We start from the raw sequence: 16840 nt of genomic DNA, 5'->3' as shown, positions 1-16840 counted from the left end.
TGTGAGAAGCCTAGGCACAATCTGCGGTCTCGACAATTGAATTATATTGCCGCGATACGTGAATGAAATTCACGCCACTGCGCGAGAGCGCTCATGGCTATGTGTCACGCATTGCGGGTTTGCGACAAGCGCGATTTCAACCATTGCGTGAATGCAAGCTGAGCAGCATGATCGATTTTCGCATAATCCGTGACAAGAAAATACGACTTCGGTGATTTGATGCTGAGATCGAACGGCCGGATGAGTTGACCAGCTCTCATGGCTTTGCGGCACGTGAGTTCATCGCCCATGGCAATTCCCTGCGCGGTGATGGCCGCGGAGTAGACGAGGTTCATGTCGGAGAAGACGATGCCTCGTTCCGAATCGGGATTGTCGACATTGGCGAGTGCAAGCCAGCGGGTCCAGTCCTCGAAATCGCCGAGGTGTAACAACGGCGCCCGCAAGATATCCTTCGGCTCGGCGATGCCTCCCAGATTGTTGAGAAGAACAGGGCTGCAAAGCGGCGTGAATTCAACCTCGCATAGTAGCTCGACCGAACGATTGGGCCAATTGCCGTCGCCGAACGCAATAAAGAGGTCGACGCTGGCATCGCTGACATCGTCGAGTTTGCGCGGCGTTATGATGCGCAGGGCCACGTCCGGATACTTCTCCTGGAACTCGGCGATATGGGTGCATAGCCACAGCGAAGCGAATCCCGCCGTGCAGCTGATGCATAGCGAACCGCCAGTGCCACCCGGGCTTTGCCGTTCGCCCGCATCATCGATGACGATGAGCGCCTTGCGGACATCATTGGCATATTTGCGGCCGCGAGGCGTCAGCGTGACGCCCTTTCCGTCCCGTTGCAGCAGCTCGAACCCGAGATCGCGCTCGAGCAGCCGCAGCTGGTGACTGACGGCGCTTCGGGTCAGGTGCAATTCCTCCGCGGCCCGCCAAACGCTCCCATGTCGGGCAAAGCTTTCCAGCGCGCGAAGTGCTTGGGTGGATGGTATCCGCATTGAACGGTCCTGAAGGAGAGGTGAATGGAATTTGCACGTTTTGAAAAAACATATCACTTTTTGTCCCGCCTTCCAGATGATTATCTCCCGGCAGCGGGAGACACAATTTGATCACGGCAGCAGCGGCATTGGCATTGAAATTCGTCGACGATCACGAGGGTGATCTGTCGTCCTGGACCCGCACGATCTTCGACTTCGGCGAAACCGCATGGCGCGAATATCAGTCGGCGGACTGGTATGTGGCGCGACTGCGCGAAGAAGGTTTCGATGTGGAGGCAGGGTCCGGCGGCATGCCAACGGCGTTCTGTGCCCATTGGACGAACAAGGCCGGAACAAATGGCACGTCGCCGACGATCGGCATGTATGCTGAGTACGATGCGGTACCAGGCAACTGTCAGGATGCGGCCACCCTCAAACGTCCAAGAGCCGGGCTCGACGAGCACGCGGGCGGCCATACTGATCCGCATTCGGGTCTTGGCATTTCCAGCCTTGGCGGGTTGCTGGCAACCAAGGCGGCGATGGAGCAACATGGTATCGCCGGGACGTTGCGTTTTACAGGTGAGCCCGCCGAGAAAGTTCGCGGTTCCAAGCCGATCCACGCGGCCAAGGGCTACTATGACGGGCTCGACGGCATGATCTCGTTTCATCCGTTCTATATGCTGCCTCTGTGCAATACCGTGCGCTGGGACACCCATTGCGGCGCCGCCTATTCGATGATCTACCGTTTCGTCTGCGATAAACCGGAGCGATGGGGATTGAGTGATGGCGCGCCCATCCCGCAATCGCATTCGGCGGTTCGTGCGCCGGGTGCCAATGACGCGCTGATGATGATGTACATGGCGTCGAAGGCGTTGCGCGATTCCATGCTGCCGCACCAGGGCGGCTGGTCGATCAGCGAAGCAATCCTGACAGCGGGGCAGGCGACAGCCGACAATCTTCCGGCGGGTCTTGCCGAGATCCAGTATATGATGCGGGTACCGACGATTGCCATGGCGGAGCAGGTTACTGCCGCGCTCGACCGCAACGCCGAGCACGCCGCGGCGATGACGGGCTGCCGGTTGGAACGGCACTGGGTTTGCAAGTCGCGTCCCGGCCTCGCCAATCATGCCATGGCTGAAATCACCTGGGAAGCACTCAACATCGTCGGTGCACCACGTTGGGATGAGACGGCGAAGGCCATTGCGCGTGAAATCCAGATTAATGCCGGTATCGAGGCTATGGACGAGCCATTCATCAACGAATGCGAGAAGCTGATTTCACCACAGGAGGCCGAAGCAATCCTGCGCCGGGACCTGCCGCCGTCACAGATCAACTCCACGTCGGACGACTATACCGATATGACCTGGCACGCACCGACAGTGCGTTTCTATGTGGCGCGACCGGCGTTGAAAGCACCCAGGGGATACGCTTATCCAGGCTGGGTGATGAACGCGCTTGGCGGGATTCCGGCGACAATCGATCCGATGGTGGTATGCGCTGCGAAGACTGTTGCGTTGACGGCGTTGGGCCTGCTTGAGGACGAAGGCGCGCGAAAGCTGGCAAGGGACGAATTCATCGAACGGACAGGTGGCGGCGTTGGCGGCACGAAGTGGATCGCGCCGCTGTGTGATTACGAGCCGCCAATCCATTTCCGCTGGCCGGAATATGTAACAACTGCACGCGGGCGCGAATGGTGGATACCCACCGGCGCACAATAGGAGACAGTCCAATGACACGTCACGAACAGGACTTTGCGGCCGATGCTTTCACGCTGAAGCGGCGCAATGCCAATGGCGGCACCAAGCCACTCAAAAGCTGGGGGTTTCGCAATGAAACGGATCCACTGACGGACGTATTGCTCGGCTCACCCGCCTTCCTGCGCCACATGGCGACAAGTTCATTGTCGCGCAAACATTTGCGCGAAGCGCCCTGCAACATCCAGACCGCGCAGGCCCAGCACAAGGAGCTGGTTGCGGCATACGAACATTTTGGCGTGAAAATCCACTGGCATGAGCCGGAGCCTGAGCTTCCGATGCAGGTCTATTCACGCGACTCAAGTGTTATGACGCCCTATGGCGCAGTCATAACCGCGATGGCCAACTGGTGGCGTCGCGGCGAGAACTACGCGGCCATCCGCACCTATGAGCGGCTCGGCATTCCGATCTACGACATGGTCACGGCCGGAACGTTCGAGGGCGGCGATTTCAACGTCATCGAGGAGGGTTGTGTGCTGATCGGCTGTGGCGGTGCACGCACGCAGGAGGAGGGCGCCCGGCAGGTCGAAGACTGGTTCCGCAAGGAGGGCTGGGAGACGCGTCTTGCGTTCATAGACGAATATTACGTCCACATCGACCTGATGGTCGTGCCGATCGCGCCGAAACTGACGGCAGTCTGTCTTGCCTGTACGGAGCCCGGGATTGTCGACTGGCTGAAATCCAAGGGTCACGAGATTATCGATGTACCATTCCAGGATACGATGAATCTTGGCTGCAACTTCATGTCGCTCGGCAAGGACCGCGTCATCGCACCAACGTCGAGCAAGACCCTGATCGAAAAGCTCAAGGCCACGGGATTTGAAGTCGCTGCGGTCGATATGAGTGAAATCTCCAAAACTGGCGGTGGTATTCACTGCATGGCGCAGGCGCTTTTGCGGTCACCGGAATAGGGTGGTGCGCCAGACAGTTCAGATCGCAGGGCCGGGCGCGGATTGAACGATCCGGACACCATTGATCTTGTAGGTACCGTCCGGTTGTTTGACGAGCTGGTAAATGGCCGTCCAGTCCTTGCCGTCTGGCCCAGTGATCAGGACCTCCTGGATCACCTGATCGCCGGCGACCTTGTTTCGTCCGAAGGCGAAATTACCTGGCCGGTAGACGGGTTGGTAGGCCCTTTTGACCATCTCAAAAAAGAGAGACTCATTGAGGAATTTCCCCTGTATTTCCGGCGAAGCGAAAGAGAATGCGGTCCTTGCATCGTTTTTGAGAAAGGCTTCTATTTGCTGTTTTATGATCGATTGAGCCGTTTCGACGGCCTCCTCGGCAAACGCAATTGCCGGCACTGCGAATAACAGCAATGCGCCGACTATCGATCTCAAGCAAAACGCTCTAGCCATAACCTTCCTTGGCGACAGGTCCTCTGCACGCGACCTCTCGGCACGCAGTATACGCTTTTCGGATCACTCGGAATTGAATTTCCACCAGCAAGGCGTCATTCTGCCAATGATGAGGAGAGTCGCAGTAATGCAAATGGTAAGGTGTCTGGCTTTCGCGATGGTGTTTTCGGCGTCATCTGCATTAGGATCCGATGTCGCTGTAGCGGCGGATTGTGGCAGTACGGCTGCGCCAGGCCTGGACTGGAGCGAGTGTAGCAAGAAAAGCATTATCATACCGGGGAGCGACCTGGAGGGAGCCAATCTGACTGGAACCGATTTCAATGCAACGGATCTGGCCAATTCCAACCTGGCGTCTGCAAACTTCGAAAAAGCCAGTTTGATGCGGGCGTCCCTGGCTGGTGCCAAAGCTGCCAATGCCAACTTCTCCCGGGTTGAGGCCTATCGATCAAGTTTCGCCGGCATTTCTGCCGATGGCGCGTCGTTTGCCAGCGCCGAATTTCAGCGCGCGGATTTCAGCGGAGCAAACCTCAACAAAGCGAACTTCGAGAAAGCGGAACTGGGGCGTGCGAATTTCCAGAAGGCGGCGCTGGCGGACGCGCGGTTTTTCCTTGCTAACCTCTCGCGCGCTGACCTCACAGGGGCTTCCCTCGGAGGCAAACCAGTTTTCGAAGGCGCGTTCATGTTCCGTACCAGGATAGAAGGCGTGGACTTGTCTGCAGCGCAGGGCTTGCAGCAGTCACAAATCGATCTTGCGTGTGGCGACAAGTCCACCAAGCTACCGGCTGGACTGACTGCCCCCGGCAATTGGCCTTGCACCGCGGATTGAGAAGCCGCCTAGAGCTGATCATTATAAGGTTCTTTGGTTTCGCCGACGAGTTTCGCCAATTCAGAAAAGGACCACGGTTTTTCTGCTCCCGTATCGTTGGCCACCTGGAGGACCCTGATGGGAAAGCAGACAGCGTTGCGATTTGACGGCAACAGATCTTCGGCAAAACGATTGTCGCCGTGAGCAGTCGCCTCGGCTTTTTGAAATGCGGCGTCCAGCTCGTCTTGCGAAACGAGACCCTTGGCCACGAGCAACCGGTTTATCGATGCAATGGCAAGACAGAGACCTTCAATTTGCAGATTGGCTGCGTTCATAGCTAGTGTCCTCCTAGTTGAATTCCCTCAACGTTCGGAAGCGCAATTCGATCCGATTCGAAGGAGCTATTGGCGACATGGACCGTGACGAACAAGTGAGGCCCAGATAGCCCATTTTTGGTGGACTATACTGAGCCTCGTGTCAGGGTACTTTTTGGAAACTTGTCCAATGCCACCCTGGCAAAGGTAAAACGCGCAATGAGCTCGATGGTTCCAAAATTATTTGGTGATCGTTTCCACAAGTTTGAATCGACCTGCCACGTCTATCAGAGCCTAGTCATGACGCATCCCAAAGTGCCTTTCCGCGAGGTGAATACACGCTACATGATGACTTTGCCGCAGGAGAAGGCTCGAGCGAATTTGGTCCCACGGAACGAGTTCGACATCAATCTGCTCGGTCGCATCCAATGCCGGTGTGCCCGTCCGTTGGACATCGAGAGCGAGAAAGTAGTGAACCATATTCGCTTGATTGGTTGAGTTGGCGTAAAATGAACCAAGGGGCACAATCTGCTCACTTGTATAGCCGGTCTCCTCCAGTAGTTCCCGGCGTGCCGTCGCCTCTGGGCAACGGTCGTCTTTGTCCACGACGCCGCTAGGTAAGCCGGCCACCACCAGTCCAATTCCATGCCGATATTCTTTTGTAATAACAACGTCGCCTCGAGGTGTGATCGGCAGGACGCAGATCCAATCCGGGTACTCCAATACGTAGTAGGGTTCGATAGCTACTCCATCGTTGCGACGACAATTATCGGCGCGTACTCGAATCCACTGATCTTCCAGCACGATCCGGCTCGAAAGTACTTTCCAAGGTTCGATCATCAATCTTAATCTCTGTTTGGTGTGGTGTGAGGGCTGACCGCACCGGTTGACATCAGCATTTTAGAGAAGCCCTTCTGCGAACTTTGCCATATTCCAGTACGACAGATCACGTCCCGTGCCCTTGTTCTGCATGTCGGCAAGAATGTCGCCAAAATGATCGTCGTTCGCACGAACCTCACGGAGATTCTTTTCGATCTCTTCCACGCTGAATTGCAGCCGATAGTACAGGTCTCGTTTCATCATTGGACAACCCATGAAACGCTGGTAGAGAAACGCGCCTGTGTGAATTTGGGACCGAATTGCAACAAGCCTGCACAATTCGGTCACGAGTTGCGACTTCGATAGGTTTCGCAACTCTCCCTCCTCGCGGCGCACCAATCTCGGGAAATACTGGTTGAGCCGCAGTAATTCATCCAAAGGGAGGTCAAGAAGAAAGCGGCGCAGATGGTCGGGTGTATAGAAAACGTCAACGCTCTCTGCTATCGGAACGATGGCATTTGACAGTCCTTTTTCTCCTTTGTCGATCGCCCAAATGCGGGAATTGACCGGAAGATAATTTTGCCAAAAAGTTTGAAATTCTTCACTTGAGAAAATTTGTCCACTTACACTGAAGCAGAACGATTGGATGTGGTAGGAATATTCGTAATTTTCAAATGGAGCTGCAATATCGGCTGTCGAATTTGCCAGTTTTTTGAAAAGGTCAATCAGACCTTCCCTGAAGCAATACACACTGTCATTGAGATAGCAGACGCGACTGGGTTTCAGGGTTTCTCGTATGAATAGCGTGGCATCCCTGTAACCACCCATGTCAAACCCGGCATTATCCCTGATAAGAAGGTGCGCGCACTGTCTCCTGAGTTCAGACAATTGCTCACCATTCAGCGGGTGATTGACGACCGCAATAACATTAATGCCTAAATCATTGAGCGCCGACAGGGTATTCTTCACGTACCAAGGAAAGCCGGTTGGCTGCCACATCAGATATATGGCGTAGACGTCTTCAGCGGTTTTTTTCTCTCCGACGTGGTATGCGGTTATCGAAGATTTCGTCGAAAACCTGCGTTCTGACCAAGCTATGAAAACTTTCAAGTCGTGATGGAGAAAGCGTACAAGCCTTCTTAATGAACGGATCGCTATGCGACTGACGGCTTTGTAGATCACAAAGAACTCCGGCGCCGACATGCATCTGGCGTCATTAATGCTCGCCTAATCGAATACATTGACCTGCTCCAATTTGTGACCCAAGCCTTCATTCGTTTTATAGCGGGCTCGGACGTTAAGCGGCAGTGACACGCTCCTTCCAATAGTCGTAAACGTTGGTCAGGGTTGTCTCAAACGGTATCGCTGGTTTCCAGTGAATTGCGTTGAGAGCAGCATTGGCATCGCCTACCGCGCTTGCGACGGCACTGGGGCGCAAACGTTCTGGGTCAACTTGGACATCAATCTTTTGACCCGAGATATGGATCAACTCATCGAGAATGTCTTGTATTTGTTGTGCCTTTCCTGATGCAAGATTAAACACTTGCCCTCGAGTCGAAGGGAAATCAAAAAGTGCAACATCAGCATAGGCACGGACCACATCACGCACGTCCAGGAAATCCCGTTTGGCTGATAGGTTGCCAACTTTAATGACTGGTGGCCTCAAGCCAACTGAAATTTCCGCCAATTGTTTCGCGAACGCTGCGACAACATATTCCTCGGTTTGGCCCGGCCCAGTATGATTGAACGGACGAAACCGGACTGTATTCAATCCCTCGTGTGCTAGCTGTCCAACAAGCGCCTCGGCTGCTGCCTTGCTCGCACCGTAAGCATTCATTGGCTTCAGGACAATATTCTCGCCGATAGGCTCACCTTCGAAATCGTTGAACGATGTACCATATGTCTCTGAGCTGCTTATGAAAACAAACCTAGCATTTGGTGCAGCCTCCATTGCCGCATAAGCCATATTCATCGTACCGGTGGCATTGATATCCCAAGCCAATCTGGGAGAGTTGCGGGCTTCCGCCGGAGCCGCAACTGCCGCCAAATGGACAATTGCAGTGGGCTGATATCCATCCACCAGATCGACAAGCTGGTCGTAATCTCTGATGTCGATGGACTTGCCGGTCGCTGCTTTATAACCAACAGGAAAAAAATCGATGGAATGATTAGACTGACGTGACTTCAACTCAGTTTGAAGCCACGTTCCGACGAACCCATTGGCGCCGGTTATGAGAATTCGATGTTCAGACGTAGTCATTTTTCAGCACTTCGAGCATACATCGAACTCACTTTTTGAGCCGCTTCAAGTCGGCTTCGACCATTTCAACGATCATTTCTTCGAGCGATATCTTCGGTTCCCAGCCGAATTTGTCCTTGGCCTTTTTGGGATTGCCCAAGAGGACATCGACTTCCGCCGGACGGAACAGGGCAGGGTCGATGATGAGGTAGTCGTCGATGTTGAGGCCCGCATGGCTGAAGGCGATCTCGCACATGTGGCGGACTGTGGTGGTACGGCCCGTTGCAATGACATAATCGTCGGCAACGTTTTCCTGCACCATCATCCACATGGCTCGGACATAGTCCTTGGAATGACCCCAGTCCCGCTTGGCGTCGATATTGCCAAGGCGCAGTTCCTTGGCAAGGCCGAGCTTGATGCGTGCGACGGCATCGGTGACCTTGCGTGTGACAAACTCGATGCCGCGAAGCGGCGATTCATGATTGAACAGAATACCGCTTGAGGCGTGAAGGCCGAAGCTTTCCCGATAGTTGACCGTCAGCCAGTGACCATAGAGCTTGGCAACCGCATAGGGGGAGCGCGGATAAAACGGCGTGGTTTCGGACTGCATCGGTTCCTGGATAAGCCCGTACATCTCCGAGGAAGAAGCCTGATAGAACCGGGCATCGGGTTTTTCCAGCCGCACCGCTTCAAGCATGTTGGTGACGCCGAGCGCCGTGACCTGGCCGGTCAGGAAAGGCTGCTGCCAGGACGATTTGACGAATGATTGCGCGGCAAGATTGTAAACTTCGTCAGGCTTGACCTCCTTCATCGTGCGCAACAGCCCGGAAAGGTCGAGCAAGTCGCCGTCGACAATGCGGACATTGTTCTCGATCCCCAGCCATTCGAGCCGGGTCAGGTTCACTTCCGAGGTACTGGAACGCCGTGCCAGACCATGAACTTCATAGCCCTTGTCCAACAGAAGCTGCGCAAGATATGCACCATCCTGTCCCGTTATGCCTGTTACCAGTGCTTTCTTGGCCAATTAATCTCTCCGTCGTTGCAGTCACCTCAGCAAATTGTTTTGCCCGCCGCTGGTGAATCAAAGGTATTGCTTATTCCAGTATTATTGCCGTCCGTATACATCTTCAAACCGGACGATGTCATCTTCCCCCAAATAATCCCCGCTCTGAACCTCGATCATCACAAGACGCATGATTCCGGGATTTTCAAGGCGATGTTTATGGCCGCAAGGAATATAAGTCGATTCATTCGTGGCAAGAATCAGTTCCTGGTCGCCGTTGACGACTTTCGCTGTTCCGCTGACAACCACCCAATGCTCCGATCGGTGGTGATGCATCTGGAGGCTGAGGCTAGCACCAGGCTTGACCTCAATGCGCTTGATCTTGAATCTCTGCCCCTCTTCAAGGGTCGTATAGGTGCCCCACGGGCGATGAACGGTTCGGTGCAGGCTATGAGCCTCGTGGCCGTTCGCCTTTAACTGGGCAAACAGTTGCTTCACGTTTTGCGTATGATCCTTATGCGCAACCAAAACAGCATCAGCGGAATCGACGATCACCAGATCTTCGACCCCGACGGTGCCAACCAGCCTGTCGCCGCTGCTCTGGATAAAGCAATTTTCGGTCGCAATGAGAACCGTGTCGCCATTGATCCTGTTTCCGGACTCGTCCGGCTCGATCAGTTCGGAAATTGCGTTCCAGGAACCTATGTCGGTCCAGCCGATATCGCAGCCAACCATGGCGACATTTCCGGCTTTCTCGAGAACCGCATAGTCGATGGAATTCTTGGGAACTTGCGCGAACAGATCGCGATCGAGAGCCACCTGTGTTCCACTTGCTGCAGTGGATTGGTGCGCAGCGAGCAGACTCTTGCGGCATTGATCGAGGATGTCGGGGCAATGCTGCTGCATCAAACCGATCATCGTTCCGGCTGAAAAGCAGAACATGCCCGAATTCCAGTAGAATTGTCCCGATGCGACATATTCCTTTGCCCGCGCGAGGTCGGGTTTTTCGACAAAGCGAACGACATTTTGTCCATCTGCTTCAATGTAACCGTAGCCAGTCTCGGGAAACTCGGGATTGATCCCGAACGTCACAAGACGCCCGCTCGATGCAAGCTCAATTGCCCTTACGGCGGCGACACGAAAAGCGTCAAGATCTCTGATCATGTGGTCGGCCGGGAAAAGGATAATGATCGCATCGTCGCCGTAGGCCTGCTGAACATGCAGCGCGGCGATGGCGGTTGCAGCTGCGGTGTCGCGCCCCATCGGTTCCAGCAGATAAGTGCATGCGATGGCTGAATCGTTGATTTCCCGATACTCATCCTCAGTCTTGAAGAAGAGTTCGCGGTTCGTAATGGTGAGTATCTGCTCTACGTCGGGCAGCAGAGCGGCCCGCAAGAAGGCGTGTTGTATCAGGCTCTTGCCATCACCTAGCTTAATAAAAGGCTTCGGATGGGCCTCACGCGACACCGGCCATAACCGTGCGCCCGCACCACCACTCATTATAGTTGGAATGATCTTCATCTATTCTTTCACTCCAGGACATCGTCGCGCGTTAGAATTGCCATCGCACTCGTTTTCCTCAATGACCCGTCTGCTGCACGCCGTCCACATCCCCAAGGAGGATAGGGACAGCTTGGGCCCTTTATTCTGTTTGACAGGCCATGACAACCACTACCGAGAATTCTGGAGTACACGATACCCAGTTTCGCCCGTAAAATTTCGCCCCCGCCGCTTCATTATCCTATTGTATTCGTAATACACTTGAGACTTGGCGAGGGGTCCGAGGAAAAAGGATTAATCACCGAGATCGTCCAAAAGGCGCAGGCTGTCAGCCGATGTGATACCCAGAGTCATTATGGACTCCTCGTTTCCGTTGTGTTCTCCTATGCAGACAATAACAAGGCTCTAGAAATCAGAGGAGTCGTCTATGGCCAACACGATTGAACCGACTGAATCGGCTAAAATTCAACGGGAAAAAGATGCTTGGGTAGCTAAAAATGCACAGCCTGAGAACGCGAAGCAGATCGATCAAATCAATTATGATTTGGCGCCACTGGAGGGGCCAGTGATCTACCTGACCCATAAGGTAAGTAATTGATTTAACAAAAAACAGAAACAGATGTTTGCGGTGGGCGGACCTAACCTGAGCCGCCCCGTCTAGGGAGCGTTATCCTAGTCGATTAACGTTGGTCGAGACGCGATGGACCGCCACAATTTCTCGTAAGTGTCATTTACCAAACAATTTCCCGAATTCCGGCCGCATTCTGCAACGGCGTGCTCCTTGACATATGAGGTGTAGTCGATCACGTACCGAGCTTGGCCAGCCGCATTGACGTCACGACTACACATAGTCATATCGGCAGCAAAGTAGGCCGATCGAACCGCTAATGATTGTCTTCGGCAGGCCCCGGAAAGAAGTAGAATCGCTTATTTGTATGTTCAAACGTCTTGCAAATCTGCTCAACATTTTTACCGAGAAGCGTGAGCACCGTGGAAGCTTGCGTGCGGTTCGATCATTTCTCTGGTCTCGATTCTGCAGGTTTCGACAAACAATCGCCCAAGCATTCAAAAAAAATTTGCTTTTACCACTGAGACCTTTTCCGCATCGAAGCGGTGTCCTGTTTATTGGATACGTGCAAGCGGGGCTTGGTCTGGCTGAATCGCTGCGTGGTATGGTTACGGCAGCTGCCAATCAAGGATTGGAGTTTGGCATCTATCCTTATCGCGTTGGGGTGGAATCGCGGATTATTGGCGATTTCATGCCAGAACGATACGATCGGAAACATCGGTACGACATCAACGTCATTGAGGTCGCGGTAGATCAGGTCCCCACTGTCTTCAAATCAATCGATCCGCGACACCTGGCTGGCAGCTACAATATTCTGAGAACATATTGGGAGCTTCCCAAGGCTCCTCAGGAATGGGCACCGATGCTGCGTGGGATTGATGAAATTTGGGCACCTAATCAATTTGTCGGCGATGCTTTCGGAGACATTTTCTCAGGAAAAATTACTATCATTCCGCCTTGTGTGATTATCGATCGCACCGATTATCCCGATCGTGCGGCACTGCAACTCCAAGATACGCGATTTTACTTTCTCTTCTCATTCGATTACTACTCGTCCCCTTATCGAAAGAACCCGCTAGGCGTCCTGGAAGCGTTTCAGACGGCTTTTCCCGATAAGAATGACAATGTTGGTCTAATAATAAAGTCGACGGGCGCTGAGACGCACCATCCCGAGATCAAAGAGAAAATTCGGGTTGCTGCGGAAGCCGATGCGAGAATTAGCATTATAGACAGAACTATGTCGCGGAACGAGGTTTTAGGTTTGATCCGAGCTTGCGACTGCTACGTCTCTCTCCACCGCGCAGAAGGCTTTGGGCTTGGTATGGTGGAAGCGATGAGCTTTGGCAACATCGTGATAGGAACGGATTATTCGGGTAGCACCGACTTTCTTTCGCAGAAAACTGGCTTTCCAGTTGCCTTTAGGCTGACGACTGTCAAACCAAATGAATACGTCTGGTCAGAGAATCAAGTCTGGGCAGAGCCCGACATGGAATCGGCGGTCGAGGCATTTAGGCGGGCCTTCACCGACGCTGATGCCCGTCAACACAAATCTGCGGCCGGTAAGATGCTGGTAACCGAGCGGTACAGCGTGAGTGCGGCAGGGACCGTCGTCCAGCAGCGCATCGATGAGATTTATTCCTCCTTGGCGCGAAAGCAGAACGAGTGAGCTAGTGAACCGACTGGTGTTTGTGTCCAAAATCCATTCGCATTGACGGCTTTCTCCGCTTCGGTGTATAGCCTGCTGCCATGAGAATGTGGCATCCAAGACCCGTTTCAATGATGTTTGGTTGGAGGCGGTTGTTTTTTAACCGCCGCAGACTGACGGGATATGACCTTTGAAGTATGCGAGTAGAATGCGCTTTCATAAGTGGGATCGAACATCGTGATGGCGCACATTCAGCAAAACAGCTGCAGAAAAGGGAATTGACTTGCTTGGCTTTCATCTATGACATTGATTTCCCGCGCACAGAATTTTGAGGATGTCATTCTTTGGCGTGCCCTAAAGCATATAAATGATGGTTCCTACGTTGACATAGGAGCGCAAGATCCTTTGGTCGACTCTGTAAGTGAAGCCTTTTACAGGAGGGGATGGCGTGGCGTTCACGTCGAACCGATCCATTTTTATGCCGAAAAGCTGCGTATTGCCCGCCCGGATGAAACCGTCATCGAAGGCGCTGTGGGGCAGGGATCAGCCAATATTCCTTTATATGAAATCGAAGGAACCGGCATGAGTACCGGCAAATTCAATATTGCGGAAACCCATCGGCTGAACGGTCATTCTGTAAAAAAGATCGATGTACCCTGCATTCCTTTATCGGAATTGTTCCTGACCCATATCAAGGGCGAGATTCACTGGATGAAGCTCGATGTAGAAGGCATGGAACAGGAGGTGATCGAAAGTTGGGAACCTGTCGAGGTCCGTCCGTGGATAATAGTCGTTGAGAGTACCGAGCCCAATTTGCCTGTGCCAAATCATCAAGCTTGGGAACCTCAATTGTTAGCTAAGGGGTATGAGTTCGTATATTTCGATGGCTTGAACCGGTTCTATGTAAGTAATGATCACTCCGAGCTTAAAGCCGTATTTGGTCCGGGACCGAATGTTTTCGATAACTTCGTTCGCGGAACTGAATTTGATTTGCGTGTTTCGCTCAACGCTCAAACAGCAAACGCCGACATGCTTGCCCAGCAAGTCGAACAAGTGAGGGCAGAAAAGCAAACGCTCGCTCAACAACTCGCTATAGCAAGCGCCGAGAACGAAAAGTTCCGCCAACAAATTAGCGGTCTCAAATTGCAGAATGAAAGTTATGCTCTGCAGCTTGATAGAATTTACTCGTCTCGCGGGTGGATTCTTCTCACCAGATTGAAGAAAATTATTCCCAAAAGCCTGTTTAAGAATACTCAACATAAATCTTCCAAGCGATAAATCTGGACGCATGAAATGACAAAGAGAATTTTCTGGCTCGGCATGCATAAGGTATTGTCGCAAACGGAACTACCAAGGCTCAGGAAACTTGGTTTAGAAGTTTACAATCCACCTTACTTGAGCGACGTTTACGATCAATCGGCTGTCTACGATTGGAAGGAGTCCGAAAGTTCTACTCTCCCCTCCGACGTGCACAAATTGCTCTCTGAGACGAACTTCTTTTACGATGAAATACCGCAAGGCATTGCCCGCTTACTGAACGAACATTTCGACGCCATTATTGTTACTATCAACCCTACATGGTTGCTGAACTTCCTTAAGGCCTACAGCGGCAAAATCATCTATCGCACGTATGGCCAGCCATACAGCTTGTCGCAAGAGCTCATCAACAATGGAGCCTTCAGGCTGATTGTTGAACGTGATAATTTCTGGTTTTGTCCACACTCCGAAAAAGTTGTGGGATTTGAGGACGATTGGCTTAGGGCGAGGATGAAAATCGTTCCGTATTGCCTAACCGATGACGTTGTGGCACTTCGAGACACTTGGAGATTTGACGATAGCGAAGCAAACGTTGGTCTGTTATGTCCGCGGGCAGTGGACATTCCTTATTATGCCGAGCAATACAATTTTATAAAAAAGAACTTTCCGGGACGCGCCTTCAAAATATTTGGCGCCCAGAACATCGCTGTTGCTGATCCTAAAATCATAGGAACCGTGGAAAGAGACGTATTCCTTCAATTATTCGGCCAAATGCGCGCGTTTGCGTATCACTACACGGAGCCGACAGTTTGCTATCTGCCGCCGATTGAATTCATGACTCTTGGTGGACCGGTTATTTTCCAGGACGGGTCGCTATTATCGCGATATTTTAAGACAGATACCCCGGGCAGAGCAAAAACCACACAGGATCTGGTGTCGTTGGCTGAAAAATTGCGAGCCGGCGATCTGGCGCTTTCGAACGAGATCGTTGAAAGCCAAAAGGCGGTTCGCACGCTCTACCAGCCTGAATATGTTTGGCCAATCTTTGATCAGGCCATGCACGAGATGTTAGGCTCTGATGGAGACAACGCCGCCACGAACTTGTTTTATATTCCCCGCAAACCAGCCGCAAAGCGTATCGCCGACAATACAAAGAGCAGGGATGGAGGGGGGCGGCAGGTCCTAATTCCGTTCCATGGTTTTGGCCCCTTGATCGTCCGACGCGATGGTAAATATCATTGTTCTGAAGGCATTGCCCGGGTGGTTCGCCAATTTGTGCGCGCTTTGGCAGACGAGAAATTCACGGTGATCGTAACCAGTCGCGAGCCGGATGTTGCTCGAGTATATGGATTCCTTGCGTCTGGCCTGGAAGACATAACAAGACTGAAAATCCTGAATGTGGATGCCGTGGAAGACAGCGGCGAGAATCCGCTTGAAAAGCCAGATCGTCGACCATTCGGGCGGCTATTCGAAACGATCCGTCACAAAGCCAAAACAGTTCCGGTTGCAGCCTACCACAAGCGATTCAAGAGCCTGATGAAGAGTGGCGCCTATCTCAGCTTGATGAAATCTGTGGTGACCTATTTTACTGTTGTTATAGCCAAAGTAGCTCTTCGATTGAAGACGAAGTGGAGAACGAACAGACCTACGCCTATACAGCCGGTAGCAAATGGCTATGTCGATAGGTTAAATGCTGATAACACAATATCCCATGTGTTGATTCCTCACTATCACATGTTCCCTGAGTTGCAGGGGCTAAAGGATAAGAGGGTCACTCTCTATTTACCGGACTACTTGCCCCATTTCTATCAAGGCTCCCTAGAGATGGGATCCTCTCGTGAAAACGAAGAAATCGGCCGTCAACTTTCGACTATGGCGGAGCGGGTAGTAACGAACTCTGCTTTTACAAAAGAGTATCTGCCACGAACCGGCCTGCACATCGCTGCTGAGAAGATCGTTCACATTCCTCTGCCGTTTCTTCATGAGGAGTCGGATGAGGAGGAGCATGGGACCGCCGCTGTGGAATCATTGCTGCCAGAGCACTTCGTTTTCTATCCCACGCGCAATCGCCCATCCAAACGTCTCAAGGATTTTGTCGCGACGGTCGAGAACGCAAACAGGCGGCTGAAAGGAATGGGTCGCTCAGAGCGCATTCATGGCGTTATGACTACGCATTTGTCACCAGGTAGTATCAGCAAGGCTGCAATGCCCTACATAACCGTCCTTGAAGAGCTTTCGGATAGCCAACTAGGGGTCGTCTACCGCAAATCACTTTGCTTGCTTTTCACCTCGGAGATGGAGGGAAATTTCCCGACGCAGATCACCGAGGCGCTAAATCTTCGAGTGCCTGTAGTGGCGAGTGCCATGCCTCTTGTCATCGCAGAACTTGGAGATGTCGGCGATGCGCTTGATCTTCAAAAGACTGGCGACATCGACGGATATGTCGATCGCATTCTAGATATTCTGGACAACAGGGCAAGCGTGATCACCAAGCAAGCGACCGCACGGGGGTTTGCGCTTGAAAATTTTGCGTATGAAAAATTTCGGGATCGACTCTGCGAGGTCTTTATACCCTCAAAGAACTAATGTAGGGCTCGGTTAGAG

Annotated in this window: 15 protein-coding genes; 7 read left to right on the top strand and 8 right to left on the bottom strand. The window is 52.6% G+C overall.

Annotation, left to right across the window (positions count from 1 at the left end; all coding sequences use genetic code 11):
• Nucleotides 1–104 precede the first annotated feature (104 nt).
• On the bottom strand, nt 105–995 hold the full coding sequence (locus tag J2X72_RS18630; RefSeq protein ID WP_210004069.1) for a LysR substrate-binding domain-containing protein: 891 nt from the start codon (nt 993–995) through the stop codon (nt 105–107).
• Between the two features lie 107 nt (nt 996–1102).
• Between J2X72_RS18630 and J2X72_RS18625 the strand changes: the two genes are divergently transcribed.
• Together J2X72_RS18625 and J2X72_RS18620 are read left to right on the top strand one after the other, a co-directional pair.
• On the top strand, nt 1103–2692 hold the full coding sequence (locus tag J2X72_RS18625) for an amidohydrolase (protein WP_310074389.1): 1590 nt from the start codon (nt 1103–1105) through the stop codon (nt 2690–2692).
• A gap of 11 nt (nt 2693–2703) precedes the next feature.
• Nucleotides 2704–3639: a dimethylarginine dimethylaminohydrolase family protein gene (locus J2X72_RS18620; protein WP_310074386.1), complete on the top strand. Its 936-nt coding sequence runs from the start codon at nt 2704–2706 to the stop codon at nt 3637–3639.
• Between the two features lie 18 nt (nt 3640–3657).
• Here J2X72_RS18620 and J2X72_RS18615 read toward each other — a convergent pair whose 3' ends face one another.
• Nucleotides 3658–4068 (bottom strand): DUF4864 domain-containing protein, encoded by a 411-nt coding sequence (locus J2X72_RS18615; RefSeq protein WP_310074383.1) that lies wholly within the window; start codon nt 4066–4068, stop codon nt 3658–3660.
• Nucleotides 4069–4243: 175 nt separating this feature from the next.
• On the opposite strand from J2X72_RS18615, the gene J2X72_RS18610 reads away from it, so the two are divergent.
• Nucleotides 4244–4912 (top strand): pentapeptide repeat-containing protein, encoded by a 669-nt coding sequence (locus tag J2X72_RS18610; protein WP_310074645.1) that lies wholly within the window; start codon nt 4244–4246, stop codon nt 4910–4912.
• 8 nt (nt 4913–4920) lie between these two features.
• Here the strand turns inward: J2X72_RS18610 and J2X72_RS18605 are convergent, their stop codons facing one another.
• The 6 genes from J2X72_RS18605 to J2X72_RS18580 all read right to left on the bottom strand — a co-directional run bounded on the left by J2X72_RS18605 (nt 4921) and on the right by J2X72_RS18580 (nt 10787).
• On the bottom strand, nt 4921–5226 hold the full coding sequence (locus tag J2X72_RS18605; RefSeq protein ID WP_210004063.1) for a hypothetical protein: 306 nt from the start codon (nt 5224–5226) through the stop codon (nt 4921–4923).
• A gap of 273 nt (nt 5227–5499) precedes the next feature.
• Entirely contained in the window at nt 5500–6045 is a 546-nt protein-coding gene (locus J2X72_RS18600) for an NUDIX hydrolase (RefSeq protein WP_310074376.1), read from the bottom strand.
• Nucleotides 6046–6105: 60 nt separating this feature from the next.
• Nucleotides 6106–7206, bottom strand: a complete 1101-nt coding sequence (locus J2X72_RS18595; protein ID WP_310074373.1) for a rhamnan synthesis F family protein — start codon at nt 7204–7206, stop codon at nt 6106–6108.
• A 115-nt stretch (nt 7207–7321) separates the two neighbouring features.
• The gene (locus J2X72_RS18590) at nt 7322–8284 is read right to left on the bottom strand and encodes a GDP-mannose 4,6-dehydratase (protein WP_310074370.1); all 963 of its coding nucleotides are present in this window, start codon (nt 8282–8284) and stop codon (nt 7322–7324) included.
• A 28-nt stretch (nt 8285–8312) separates the two neighbouring features.
• Nucleotides 8313–9287 carry a GDP-mannose 4,6-dehydratase gene (gene gmd, locus J2X72_RS18585; protein WP_210004054.1) on the bottom strand — a complete coding sequence of 325 codons (975 nt, stop codon included), beginning with the start codon at nt 9285–9287 and terminating at the stop codon, nt 8313–8315.
• Nucleotides 9288–9368: 81 nt separating this feature from the next.
• Nucleotides 9369–10787 carry a mannose-1-phosphate guanylyltransferase/mannose-6-phosphate isomerase gene (locus J2X72_RS18580; protein ID WP_310074366.1) on the bottom strand — a complete coding sequence of 473 codons (1419 nt, stop codon included), beginning with the start codon at nt 10785–10787 and terminating at the stop codon, nt 9369–9371.
• 406 nt (nt 10788–11193) lie between these two features.
• Between J2X72_RS18580 and J2X72_RS18575 the strand changes: the two genes are divergently transcribed.
• The 4 genes from J2X72_RS18575 to J2X72_RS18560 all read left to right on the top strand — a co-directional run bounded on the left by J2X72_RS18575 (nt 11194) and on the right by J2X72_RS18560 (nt 16822).
• A complete protein-coding gene (locus tag J2X72_RS18575) occupies nt 11194–11364 on the top strand; it encodes a hypothetical protein (RefSeq protein WP_210004050.1) in 171 nt (56 codons plus the stop codon).
• A 337-nt stretch (nt 11365–11701) separates the two neighbouring features.
• Nucleotides 11702–13000, top strand: coding sequence for a glycosyltransferase family 4 protein (locus tag J2X72_RS18570; protein WP_310074361.1), 1299 nt, complete (start codon nt 11702–11704; stop codon nt 12998–13000).
• Between the two features lie 279 nt (nt 13001–13279).
• Entirely contained in the window at nt 13280–14257 is a 978-nt protein-coding gene (locus tag J2X72_RS18565; protein ID WP_310074358.1) for an FkbM family methyltransferase, read from the top strand.
• Between the two features lie 15 nt (nt 14258–14272).
• Complete coding sequence (locus tag J2X72_RS18560; RefSeq protein WP_310074356.1) at nt 14273–16822, top strand: hypothetical protein; 2550 nt, start codon at nt 14273–14275, stop codon at nt 16820–16822.
• Nucleotides 16823–16840: the final 18 nt, after the last annotated feature.

The organism is Phyllobacterium sp. 1468, from assembly GCF_031455525.1.
In the GTDB taxonomy this organism is placed as follows: Bacteria; Pseudomonadota; Alphaproteobacteria; order Rhizobiales; family Rhizobiaceae; genus Phyllobacterium.
The sequence above is the reverse complement of the archived record's forward strand: the minus strand, read 5'-3'. Positions and strand labels throughout refer to the sequence as shown.

Excerpts from the sequence above, each read along its gene's own strand:
- J2X72_RS18630 (WP_210004069.1), bottom strand. The coding sequence starts at position 995 with ATGCGGATACCATCCACCCAAGCACTTCGCGCGCTGGAAAGCTTTGCC.
- J2X72_RS18620 (WP_310074386.1), top strand. The coding sequence starts at position 2,704 with ATGACACGTCACGAACAGGACTTTGCGGCCGATGCTTTCACGCTGAAG.
- J2X72_RS18610 (WP_310074645.1), top strand. The coding sequence starts at position 4,244 with ATGGTGTTTTCGGCGTCATCTGCATTAGGATCCGATGTCGCTGTAGCG.
- J2X72_RS18605 (WP_210004063.1), bottom strand. The coding sequence starts at position 5,226 with ATGAACGCAGCCAATCTGCAAATTGAAGGTCTCTGTCTTGCCATTGCA.
- J2X72_RS18600 (WP_310074376.1), bottom strand. The coding sequence starts at position 6,045 with ATGATCGAACCTTGGAAAGTACTTTCGAGCCGGATCGTGCTGGAAGAT.
- J2X72_RS18590 (WP_310074370.1), bottom strand. The coding sequence starts at position 8,284 with ATGACTACGTCTGAACATCGAATTCTCATAACCGGCGCCAATGGGTTC.
- J2X72_RS18580 (WP_310074366.1), bottom strand. The coding sequence starts at position 10,787 with ATGAAGATCATTCCAACTATAATGAGTGGTGGTGCGGGCGCACGGTTA.
- J2X72_RS18575 (WP_210004050.1), top strand. The coding sequence starts at position 11,194 with ATGGCCAACACGATTGAACCGACTGAATCGGCTAAAATTCAACGGGAA.
- J2X72_RS18570 (WP_310074361.1), top strand. The coding sequence starts at position 11,702 with ATGTTCAAACGTCTTGCAAATCTGCTCAACATTTTTACCGAGAAGCGT.
- J2X72_RS18565 (WP_310074358.1), top strand. The coding sequence starts at position 13,280 with ATGACATTGATTTCCCGCGCACAGAATTTTGAGGATGTCATTCTTTGG.
- J2X72_RS18560 (WP_310074356.1), top strand. The coding sequence starts at position 14,273 with ATGACAAAGAGAATTTTCTGGCTCGGCATGCATAAGGTATTGTCGCAA.